Source organism: Arthrobacter sp. H5, assembly GCF_000520595.1.
Classification (GTDB): Bacteria; Actinomycetota; Actinomycetes; order Actinomycetales; family Micrococcaceae; genus Arthrobacter_D.
On record NZ_KI914989.1, the window covers coordinates 271,479 to 281,757 of the forward strand.

11 protein-coding genes are annotated in these 10,279 nt (G+C 61.4%); 3 read left to right on the forward strand and 8 right to left on the reverse strand.

The window, feature by feature from the left end:
• The coding region (locus Y708_RS23965; protein ID WP_035775750.1) for a tRNA pseudouridine synthase A at positions 1-770 on the forward strand (770 nt) is incomplete at its 5' end.
• 136 nt (positions 771-906) lie between these two features.
• Positions 907-1,389, forward strand: coding sequence for a sensor histidine kinase (locus Y708_RS0109065; RefSeq protein WP_028279685.1), 483 nt, complete (start codon positions 907-909; stop codon positions 1,387-1,389).
• On the opposite strand, the gene Y708_RS0109070 is transcribed toward Y708_RS0109065, so the two are convergent.
• Positions 1,386-3,044: a sensor histidine kinase gene (locus Y708_RS0109070; protein ID WP_028279686.1), complete on the reverse strand. Its 1,659-nt coding sequence runs from the start codon at positions 3,042-3,044 to the stop codon at positions 1,386-1,388. The genes Y708_RS0109065 and Y708_RS0109070 overlap by 4 nt on opposite strands.
• Before the next feature lie 268 nt (positions 3,045-3,312).
• Here Y708_RS0109070 and Y708_RS0109075 point away from each other — a divergent pair, with 268 nt between their 5' ends.
• Positions 3,313-4,098, forward strand: a complete 786-nt coding sequence (locus Y708_RS0109075; protein WP_035775751.1) for a response regulator transcription factor — start codon at positions 3,313-3,315, stop codon at positions 4,096-4,098.
• A 25-nt stretch (positions 4,099-4,123) separates the two neighbouring features.
• Here the strand turns inward: Y708_RS0109075 and Y708_RS23970 are convergent, their stop codons facing one another.
• The 7 genes from Y708_RS23970 to Y708_RS23975 all read right to left on the reverse strand — a co-directional run.
• The gene (locus Y708_RS23970) at positions 4,124-4,609 is read right to left on the reverse strand and encodes an Hpt domain-containing protein (RefSeq protein WP_051478845.1); all 486 of its coding nucleotides are present in this window, start codon (positions 4,607-4,609) and stop codon (positions 4,124-4,126) included.
• Between the two features lie 92 nt (positions 4,610-4,701).
• Positions 4,702-5,319, reverse strand: coding sequence for a prepilin peptidase (locus Y708_RS0109085; RefSeq protein ID WP_051478846.1), 618 nt, complete (start codon positions 5,317-5,319; stop codon positions 4,702-4,704).
• Entirely contained in the window at positions 5,316-6,194 is an 879-nt protein-coding gene (locus Y708_RS0109090) for a type II secretion system F family protein (protein ID WP_028279689.1), read from the reverse strand. Before Y708_RS0109090 ends, Y708_RS0109085 begins: the two co-directional genes overlap by 4 nt.
• Before the next feature lie 8 nt (positions 6,195-6,202).
• The gene (locus tag Y708_RS0109095) at positions 6,203-7,144 is read right to left on the reverse strand and encodes a type II secretion system F family protein (RefSeq protein ID WP_028279690.1); all 942 of its coding nucleotides are present in this window, start codon (positions 7,142-7,144) and stop codon (positions 6,203-6,205) included.
• A gap of 2 nt (positions 7,145-7,146) precedes the next feature.
• Positions 7,147-8,637, reverse strand: a complete 1,491-nt coding sequence (locus Y708_RS0109100) for a TadA family conjugal transfer-associated ATPase (RefSeq protein ID WP_028279691.1) — start codon at positions 8,635-8,637, stop codon at positions 7,147-7,149.
• On the reverse strand, positions 8,634-9,833 hold the full coding sequence (locus tag Y708_RS0109105; RefSeq protein WP_028279692.1) for a CpaE/TadZ family protein: 1,200 nt from the start codon (positions 9,831-9,833) through the stop codon (positions 8,634-8,636). The genes Y708_RS0109100 and Y708_RS0109105 overlap by 4 nt, the downstream gene beginning before the upstream one ends.
• Positions 9,830-10,279 (reverse strand): RcpC/CpaB family pilus assembly protein (locus Y708_RS23975; RefSeq protein WP_253905751.1); only part of this gene is annotated, 450 nt, incomplete at its 5' end. The genes Y708_RS0109105 and Y708_RS23975, both read right to left, overlap by 4 nt.

Genomic DNA, 10,279 nt, shown 5'->3' on the forward strand with positions numbered 1-10,279 from the left:
GGGTGAGACTGACGGTGGCCGGCCGGACCGATGCGGGCGTCCATGCGCGCGGGCAGGTGGCGCACATCGACCTCACGTCCGCTGAGTGGGTAGCGTTGAGCCGGGGGCGTGATATTCTCCCGGAGACCGCACTGCTCCGCCGGCTCCGCGCCACTGTGAACCGGGAACTGCCCAAGGTCGCGCCGGCACGGCGGGCGTTCGGAAACAATGTCTCGACGCCGGTGGTGGTGCGGTCCGTCAGCCGGGCGCCGGACGGGTTCGATGCCCGGTTCTCCGCGTTGTGGCGTCGGTACAGCTACCGGATTGCCGACACTCCGGCGCTGCAGGATCCCTTGTCCCGGGGATCGGTGCTGTGGCACTCCACGAACCTGGACCAGCACGCGTTGAATGCCGCGGCGTCCTCACTCCTGGGTCTGCAGGACTTCAGGGCGTTCTGCAAGCCGCGTGCTGGGGCAACCACCGTCCGGGAACTGCAACGCTTCGAGTTTGCCCGTGAACCGGGCGGTCTGCTGTGCGTGACTGTCCAGGCTGATGCGTTCTGCCACAACATGGTCCGGGCACTCATCGGCTCTGCCCTGCGGGTGGGAAGCGGCGAAATGCCGGTGGAGTGGCTGCACGAGCGTCTACTGTCGCGCCGCAAGGACGCGCGGTCGGTGCTGGCGCCGCCTCATCCGCTGGTTTTGGAAGAAGTTGGTTACCCGGACGACGCCGAAATGCGGCTCCGTGCGTCGCTCACCCGTGCGCGGCGCGGGATCGAATTGGGTGGTTGAGATTCTTTCAACTCCAATACTGCGTAATACTGCGGAATTCCTGCGCGAAGCGCCGGTGAATTGCCGTCGGTTCTTGAAGTGTCGTTGGCAAAATTGGTTCAAGGAAACAACAAGGACGCGGGCGCATAGTAAGGACATGATTCAGGTGCTGGCAGACGAGGTGGTTGTGGTACACGGAGTACTGACCGATTCCCGGCCAGTCGATTTCTACCGCGCCGGCGTGGCCGGGACGATCGAGCGGTTGGCCACCCCACTGCGGGCCGCCGGAGTAGCCGTGCGGCTGGACACACCGCACCACGGCATCGAAATTGACCGCAGCTCCGCCACACTGCTCTACCGGACGGCCCAGGAACTGCTGAGCAACATTTTCAAGTATGCAAAAGCCAGCGCTGTGACGGTGCGGATCGCCACCGTCAATCATGGTGCCGAACACGGAATACAACTGCGCGTGTGCGACGACGGCGCCGGCTTCGATGTGGAGCGGGCCACCACCGGGCGGAACTCAGGTATGGGACTGCGCCTGATGCGCAGCACTGTTGACCTGGCAGGTGGAACAACTGCAATAGTTTCCGTCCCCGGCGCTGGCAGCCAAGTGACTGTCACACTGCCCCTGGACTAATTCCGGCTGGACTCAGCTGCGGTGTGGAGTGGTAGTGTCACCGTGAACGTTGTGCCCGCTCCGACGGCGCTGGTACAACGGATGGTGCCACCATGGCTGTCCACAATCGCCTTGGTAATGGAAAGACCCAGCCCTACTCCCGGGATGTCCGACTCCCGCGCTGCGGCGGTCCGGAAGAATTTGCCGAAAATCTGGTTCGTTTCCGTCTGGGTCATGCCCATGCCGGTGTCCTGAACCTCGAGGAGCGCCGAGTCCAACTGTTCCGTTGCACGGACGGTGACCGTTCCGCCGTCGGGCGAGTACTTGATCGCATTGGAGATGAGGTTGTCCAGCACCTGCCGGATGCGGAGCGGGTCGGAGGAAGTCCATAACATGCTCGGCACTTCCGAGGAGAGCTTAACCCCGGTGCCGGCGGCGTGTGGTTGCGCGGACTGAATGCTGGTCTCCACCAATCCGGTCAGATCCGTGGGCCGCAGATGAACACTCTTGCTGGCGGAGGCTGTGGTGAGAAGATCTGATACCAGGGCGTAGAGGCGTTCGGAGTTGCGGCGTGCCACTGCCAGATGTTCAACCACCACGGGAGGGAATTGGGCCTCATACTCCAGCACCAGGTCCAGGTGGCCCAGGATTGAGGTGAGTGGGGTCCAGAACTCGTGCGAGACGTTCGAGACGAAATCGTCCTTCGCGGAGAGTGCTTCGACCATGTCCGTCACATCGTTGTAGACGATCACGGCGCCGGCAAATCTGCCGTCACCGTCGGTCATGGGCCCGGCCGCGGTGGATACCGCCCGCTGCTGGCCTTCCGGACCCAGCCAGACCACGTAATTGGAGAACGTTTCTCCAGCGCGTGCCCGGCTGAGCGGCATTCTGGACGCCGGCACAGGGGTGGTCTTGTCGGTGCTGTACGCAAAGTGACCGGGGTCAGCGGATGGAAGTGTGGACACAACCAAGCCGTCAAAGGAGTGTTGCTGGCGGTTGGTGAGCACTGTTTGTCCGGTGGCGTCCACCGCAACCAGTCCCACCTCAATGGTGTCGAGAATGGTTTCGAGCAGCCGTTCCCGCTCATTGTTCTCGTCGACCAGGCGGTGGACCTCGGCCTCGCGCGCCGCGAGCTTGCGCCGGCTGTGCGCCGTGTTGAGGTTGGCAAACCGGAGGGAAACGGAGACTGCCAGCATCATGAGTGCAAAGAGCAGCGCGGTCACGAGCTGCTGCGGGGCCGCGGTGCCAAGGGGCGGAGCGATGACCAGGAAAGGGCCGACAAAACAGACGGTGGCACTCAATCGGGGATAGATCCCGGACGCTGAAATCCAGATCACCGGGAAGATGACAAGCACGCCGATGCCGGGCAGGATGTCTGCCGCCCCGTTACGGGATAGCGCGACGGCGGCAAAATCCAGCAAGGGGATTGCAACATAGGAGCCCACAGGAAGTTTGTCCCACGGAACCAGGAAGCAGAGGGCAAGCAGGACCGCATGGAACAGGAGCCCTAAGAGGAAAAGCGGGTTGTCCAGCAGACCGGGCCACGCGGCGGGTGCGGCTAGGGCGACAGCCGCAACAATGAAGGCCAGCGGGAGCTGGCACAGGCCCACCTTTCCCCGTGAACCGAGGCCCTTGAAGACCCCTTTCGCCCGCAGATAGAGCGCCCGCTCACTCATGACACGGGCCCCTGCAGCCCCAACGGGGCACAGCTCTATAAGGGAACGGCAGAGACCACAACATAAGGGCAATTATCGTCTGCTAACCCGCTGGAGTAAGCCCTGTAGGAGGGCGATGCCGCAATGTAACCGTTTTGTGATCATTGCCATACGTTGCAAGGGACTCGGGGGTATGCTGTGGAGAGCTTGCAGCTTCGGTTCCTTGAGCCGTGGCGGTGTTTTGATCCTTTGCGACGGGCCGACGGCCCTGGGGTAGACCGAGGAGGAAATGGTGCGCGATCCGGGCGTGGCTGTCGTGGTGGAAGATGACCTGGACGTGCGCAACCTGGTGAGCGCGGTTCTTACCCAATCCGGGTTCGAGGTGCACTCGGCCAGCACGGGGCGAGCCGGCGTCGAGGCGGTGCAGGAACACAATCCCTCAGTGGTGACGCTCGACATCGGCCTGCCGGACATTGATGGCTATGAGGTGTTGCGCCGCATCCGGGAAGTCACAGACTGTTACGTCATCATGCTCACCGCTCACTCTGATGAGCTGGACACGCTGACTGCGCTCCAGTCCGGTGCCGATGACTTTGTCACCAAGCCGTTCCGGCCGCGCGAGCTCAGGGCCCGGGTGGCGGCCATGCTCCGCAGACCGCGTGTGCCGGGTGGCGCCGAATTGGAAATTGGCCCAGCCGCGCCCGTTCCTGCTGCTCCGGTGGAAACAACGGCCCGTCCGGTGGGCGAGCTCCGTCACAACGGACTGGTTCTCGACCACCAGACCCGCACGGTGACCGTGCGCGGAAAGGACCTGGTCCTGACCCGCAGCGAGTTCGACCTGCTGCATGAATTGCTCCGCAGCATGGGAGCGGTCAGAACCAAAGGGGACCTTGTCCGCGTTGTTCGAGGCGAGTACTACCGCAGCGACGCTTATGTCAGTGATGCGGACGAACGGGCTATTGAAGTGCACGTTGGGAACCTGCGCCGCAAGCTCGGCGAGGATCCGCGTGACCCCCGATGGCTGATGACAGTCCGCGGCGTCGGCTATCGTCTGGTGCCCAAGCGGGCCGAGTAGCAACCACGCGGGTCTTGGGCGTTAGTTAGCCAAGATCCAGATGGTGCCGGCCGGCCAATTCCCGGACGGTTCTCAGCCCACAGTCGTGGATCCGCGGCAGTGCGCTGGCCGCACCCTCCAGCTCGCCCTCACGCAGCAACTCCTCAAGACTTCCCGCCAGCCCAGCCAGCTGCGCGGCTCCCACCATCTTCGAGGTGATCTTCAGGCTGAGCACCGCGTCGAGGGAGGCAGCCTGGTTCTTACTGGCGATGGCGGTGGAGAGCTTCGAGTCCCGTTCGTCCCAGATGCGTACAAAGTCCCGGACAAAGGCACGGGCTGCGTCGGGGCTTTCGAGCTCGTCTTCGAGATTGTGCAAAACCACCGGGTCAACCAAAGGCACGCGCGTCACCCGGCTTTGGCCGTTGTGGTGAGGGCGATCCTGGGCCTCGGTGGAGGAATCATCGGAGGCAGCGCTGACAGCGCGCAGTGCATCTGCGTCGCTGTTGTCCGCGCTGGGACCGGTGAGTGCCATGGGGTAAGGCTACTTTCTGAAGGTTGGAGAAACCCGGGAAGCGACGTGTCCTGTGGAAAGCCTGAGCCATCCTATGTACAGGGCGATATGGTTCAGGCGAGCATGGCAACCACAGCAGCCGCCAGCATGGGGGGACCAAAGGGAAACGCTGACTGCCGCGAAGCGCCGCCGAATAGCAGGGCGATCCCCACAACACCTCCGAGGATGAAGCCGCCCAACAGCATAACCGCCCACGGCAGGAAGCCGGCGTATCCGCCGTACATGCCGAGGACGCCCGCAAGTTTGACGTCACCCATTCCAATACCGCTGGGAGAGATCAGCGCGAGTATCAGGTAGATCACAAACATGGACGCACCTCCCACCAACGCGCCCATCAGTGCGCTCCAGCCGGCTTCGAAACCGGCAACCGGCAGCATCAGCAGAACGGTCAGCAGAAGGAACGGCATGACCAGGGCGTTAGGCAGGAGCCTTGTCCTCAAGTCAATTGCGCCGAGGAGCACGCCAAAGAGCGGCAACACCAAGAACACCACCAAATCCCACGAGGGACCGATACGCCATGCCAGTAGTCCGCAAAGGATACCGGTGAAAGCGGCAGTAGGCATTCGCCATGAGCGGGGCAGCGTGGTGCTTGGATCTCTCTCGCTGAGCGGAAACAGGAGCCACCCCGCAGCGGTGCCGAGCGCCAGAGAACTGAAGGTAAGGAGAATCACCCGAGAGTCTTCATGATGTTAATGGCTGCGGGTCCAAGCATGACAATGAACATGACCGGAAAAATGAAGAGGATCAGCGGAAACAGCGTTTTCACGGGAAGCTTCATGGCCTTCTCCTCGGCTCGCTGCCTTCTCTTCACTCGGGCCTGCTTGGCCTGGGACTTCAGAACGCTGGCGATACCAATCCCGTACTTGTCTGCCTGGACCACCGCGCGGACAAAGCTCCTGACATCCGGAACGGAGCATCGGTCCGCCAGGGACAGGTAGGCCTCCCGACGTGGACGGCCGACCTGCATGTCCTGAAGGGTGCGAACCATCTCCTCGGCCAAGGGACCTTTTCCATTCTGTCCAGCACGTGCCATGGCCGCTTCGAAGCCCAACCCGGCTTCGACAGAAATGAGCATTTGGTCGAGGGTGTCCGGGAGTTCCAGTTCGATTGCCTGCTGGCGCTTAACCCCGGTGTTGTAAATCAGGAGATCGGGGATAAAGTAAGCCAGAAAGATGATGAAGACACCGATCAGCAGGTTGCGTGCTGAAGGCCCACTGTTGAGCAATACAAAAGTGAGTGCTGCTCCTGCCAGCGCCAGAGCAGGTTTTAATACCAGAAGCTTTTCCAGTGGCATCGACCGCGGTCTTCCGGCAAGTGCAAGCAGCCTGTCCAGCTTCAACACATAAGCTGCCGGCGTCAGCTTGCGTAGCAGAGTTGAAAAGCTTGTATTTCTGGTCGCAGACGGGCCACCATGGTTGTCGATCCCCGCCGTCAGGTTCGCGTGGATCGCCGCCGCACCAGATCGGTCTGACGAAACGAGCGTCCAGGTGAGGTAGGCGAGCGGTAGTATCACCGCGCCGATTATCCCCCATACCAGAGGTGTCATCATCACTCCTAAAACTTGATCTTGACCATGCGGCTGAGCCAGAACCCGCCGATGATGTACATAACAATGCTCACGCCGATCAGCGCAAAACCGATGACGCTGGTGGTGAGGACAGTAATGTAGGTGGGATTAATAATGGTGAAGAGCACGAAAATGCCCACCGGCAGAGCCATGAGAATGTAGCTCGACATGATACCTTCGGCGCTCAGAGAGCGAATCTGCCCCTTGATCTGAGTCCTCTCACGGATGGTTTCCGCTACATGCTCAAGTACTTCGGCCAGATCGCCGCCGACCTCCCGATGGATCTGGATTGCCTGAGCAATCCACTTGAAGTCTTCGTTGTCCATGCGGTCAGCGGATTCCTCGATGGCTTCCGAGGAGTCCTTCCCAATCCGGGCTTCATTGAGGATTCGGCCGAGCTCCTCCGCCGTCGGAGCCTCCGCGTCGATGGCAACGGCGTCGATCGAACGCAGGACGCTGTGACCCGCCCGCAAACCGCCGATCAAGGTCTGAATGGTGTCCGGCAACTGCGCTTCGAACTTGGCCCTTCTCCTACCAGTGCGAAAGGCGAGCACCACCTTTGCCGCGACCGGCGCGAGAAGTGCGGCAAAAACTCCCAATACCGGATGGCTGAGAATTCCGAACACAATACCGCTCACGGCAGCGGCGGCTGCAACAAAGACGGTGAAGTCTGCCGGCTTCATCTTGACGCCGGCGTTGTAAAGGACGGAATCGCTGTACAGTCCTCCGTTCCTGCCGACGACGCCATCGACCCTCGCTACCGTGGACTCGGTAACGCGACTGAACACTGAAAGCTCAGGGTGGGTGCTCGGTCGGCGTCGATCAAGGGGAATGGCGGCGTGACGCGGCTTGAAAACTACAAGGACGACTAGCAGCAAGGCTCCAAAGCAGAGCCCGACGGATGCGAGGAGGAAGAGGGGAGACTCCATGGTCAGCGCCTTCCCGGTTGCACAGCCGGAGTGGCAAAAACTGCAGGCGGCACGTGGATGCCCAGTTCCTCGAAGCGGTCGAGGAACCGTGGACGGACGCCGGTGGCCACCGGCTTTCCGAGGAAACGCCCCGAGGGGTCGAGGCCGGCCGAGTAGTCAAACAGAAAGGCGTCTTGAAGAGTGACCACCTCGCCTTCCATTCCCTGTACCTCGGTGACGTGGGTGACCCTCCGGGTTCCATCCCGCATCCGGGTCAGTTGAATGATCAGGTCCACCGCGGAGGCAATCTGCTCACGAATGGCCCGCAGCGGGAGATCCATGCCTGCCATCAGCACCAGGGTTTCCAACCGCGCGATTGCGTCCCTGGGCGAGTTAGCGTGCACGGTGGACAATGACCCATCATGTCCGGTGTTCATGGCCTGCAGCATGTCCAGTGACTCACCGCCACGGACCTCTCCGACAATGATGCGGTCGGGCCGCATGCGAAGCGAATTGCGCAGAAGTTCCCGGATGCCGATTGCGCCTTTGCCCTCGATGTTGGCAGGACGGCTTTCCAAACGGACGACATGCTCCTGCTGCATCTGTAGTTCGACGGCGTCTTCAATGGTGACAATACGCTCGCCATCCGGGATGAAGGACGACACCACGTTCAGCATCGTCGTCTTTCCTGTACCCGTACCTCCCGAAACGATAATATTCAGGCGGGCGCGCACACACGCGCTCAGCAGTTCGGCCATCACGGGTGTAATCGACCCCCACCTGATCAGGTCTTGAACCGTGATGGGAACCTGCCCGAACTTCCGGATGGTGAGCGAAGGCCCATTGACGGCCAGAGGCGGGATGATGGCATTGACCCGGGACCCGTCCTCCAAACGCGCATCGACTAGTGGCGAAGATTCGTCAATGCGACGGCCCACCTTGGCGACGATGCGCTCGATCACTTGACGCAGGTGCTCATCCGAGCTGAACCGCGCCTCGGTCAGGGTCAATTGACCATTCCGTTCAACGTAGATCTGATCGGAACGGTTAACCATAATCTCGGTGATGGAAGGATCCTCCAACAGCCGCTGGATAGGCCCGTATCCCATCACCTCGTCGGCGATCTCACGGATCAGTCGACGTCGTTCTTCCGGCGAGAGTGGAACCTGTTCCTCGTCGACGACGGCGGACAGTTCCTGCCTGGCCGTTGTCCGCAGTTCCTCCTCGGTGATGGAGGAATCGCTGAAGCGCGAGCCCATTCGCTCAAAGAGTGCCTTGGCAGCGCGTTGCTTCAGACCTGCCAGTGCATCTCCTGTAGTCGATGCCGGGGCCACACCCCGAGAAGTCAATGGTGAAGCGGCCGGTTGGGCTGCCGACTGGGTCGGGACAGGTGGCGACGCGTCCGACGGTGTGGCTTGCCCGTCGGCGGGTGGGTGCAACGATGTTGTTTCTGGTGGTACCTCGCTGCCGGACGAGGGGGGCTGGAGGCCCTTTATCCGCTCGGAGAGCTTCATGCGACAACCACCCGTCGGTGCAGTTTGCGGCTGGACTGTATGCTGCTGCTCGGATTGAATCGGTCAACGAGCTTCTGTAATCCTTTTGCGGCAGCATCCCTGGTCTTTGACTGGAGGACAGGTACTCCGCGGTTGGTTGAGAACGGAAGCGTCCGGGAGCGCGGAACCACCACGTCCACCGGAACATTCAGGGTTGCCTCGACATCCTGCACTGACAGCCCGCTCTTCCGGTCGGCAAAGTTCAGCACAACGTGTCGGTTCCGCGGCAAGAGTTGCAATTCGCGGAGTACATCCAGGCATTTGTGAAGACCTCTGACGCTGGGCACGTCCATTCCGCAGATCCACACCCCGTCGGTTGCCTGCTCCAGCGTGGCCAGGCAGTGTTCACCCAGTCCGGGAGCAGTGTCCACCACAACATATTGAAATTGGCTGGCAAGTTGGGTCAGGAGCTGGGTGACGTGATCCGCGGTGATGTAGTCGGACTCCGCGGGTGTTCGCGGGGCGCAGAGTGCATAGACGCCAGCGGGGTGTACGGTCAAGAAGGCTTTGAGAACCATCGAGTCCTGTGCAGCCGCACCATGAACCGCCTGGGTGATAGAATGTTCGGGTTCCAGCTGGAGCCCTGTGGCGACATCGCCGAACTGTAGATCGAGATCTACCAGCACCACACCCATTGGAGCCAGTTTGGCCAGCCCGATGGCGAGGTTGGTAGCCACGGTGGTTTTGCCGACGCCTCCCTTAGGAGACATGACCGCGATGACCCTCCCTGATTCCTGGTCAGGCGCGGTTGCCATGGACATCCCCCGACGCCGACTGCTAGCTGCCGTGCAGCACCGCTCAAGGAGTATGCGCAGGTCATTGACGTTAATCTCCGGACTGACGACGTCCCTTACACCGGCACGCATTGCCGCCAATACCAGCTCAGGACTGGTCGGGGTCACCAGCACCAGGCTAATCTCCGGGTATTGCAGGTCGAACAGGACAGCGAGCTTGAGCGCCTCCTCGGGGTTAATGCCCGGCCCGAGGAGCAATACTTCGGGAGCGGCGCCTGCTGTGTGCTGAAGGATGTCCGCGGGGCTTCCGGCGATGGCTTCAGGAGGCAGCGTCTGGAGGTCGCCATGGAGAGCTCCCGTGATGGCCTGCCGGACCCTGCCCTCAAAGTCACGAACAGCTGTGATGGCTAGGAAGCGGCTCATTTGAGTACTTCCGGGACTACGACCACCGGGGGATCGCCTACTTCGGATTTCTCGCTTTCCTTGGATAGCCAGATGCTCCCGAACTCTGAACCAAAGACGAGTTTCGAGGCATCGAGATCGGTCTGGGCCAGCGTGACAAAAGCGGATCCGTTCGGCATGGCGACTCCCTCATTGACGGAGGAACCATCTTCGGTTTCGGGTGCCGCCTGTTGTACGGCCGTGACCAGAATGTTCTGGAAATTCTGGTGGGTGAACTGCTTCCAGCCCACGGCTTCCTCGGGGATCTCTGGGAGGTCCGGTAGCGCCTCGTCTAGATTTACTGAAATGAAAACGCCCACCGTGTCGCCGGCTTTGATACGGCCCCCCAGCATGCGTTCTGGAGAGAGAAGCACAGTGACTTCCTCCAGACCATCCGGTACGGGAACCGTTCCCGGGAGGAAATCGGC

Bases quoted from the DNA above. Each gene is read 5' to 3' on its own strand.
- Y708_RS0109075 (WP_035775751.1), top strand. From the start codon at position 3,313: ATGGTGCGCGATCCGGGCGTGGCTGTCGTGGTGGAAGATGACCTGGAC.
- Y708_RS0109100 (WP_028279691.1), bottom strand. From the start codon at position 8,637: ATGAAGCTCTCCGAGCGGATAAAGGGCCTCCAGCCCCCCTCGTCCGGC.
- Y708_RS0109090 (WP_028279689.1), bottom strand. From the start codon at position 6,194: ATGACACCTCTGGTATGGGGGATAATCGGCGCGGTGATACTACCGCTC.
- Y708_RS0109070 (WP_028279686.1), bottom strand. From the start codon at position 3,044: ATGAGTGAGCGGGCGCTCTATCTGCGGGCGAAAGGGGTCTTCAAGGGC.
- Y708_RS0109065 (WP_028279685.1), top strand. From the start codon at position 907: ATGATTCAGGTGCTGGCAGACGAGGTGGTTGTGGTACACGGAGTACTG.
- Y708_RS0109095 (WP_028279690.1), bottom strand. From the start codon at position 7,144: ATGGAGTCTCCCCTCTTCCTCCTCGCATCCGTCGGGCTCTGCTTTGGA.
- Y708_RS0109105 (WP_028279692.1), bottom strand. From the start codon at position 9,833: ATGAGCCGCTTCCTAGCCATCACAGCTGTTCGTGACTTTGAGGGCAGG.
- Y708_RS23970 (WP_051478845.1), bottom strand. From the start codon at position 4,609: ATGGCACTCACCGGTCCCAGCGCGGACAACAGCGACGCAGATGCACTG.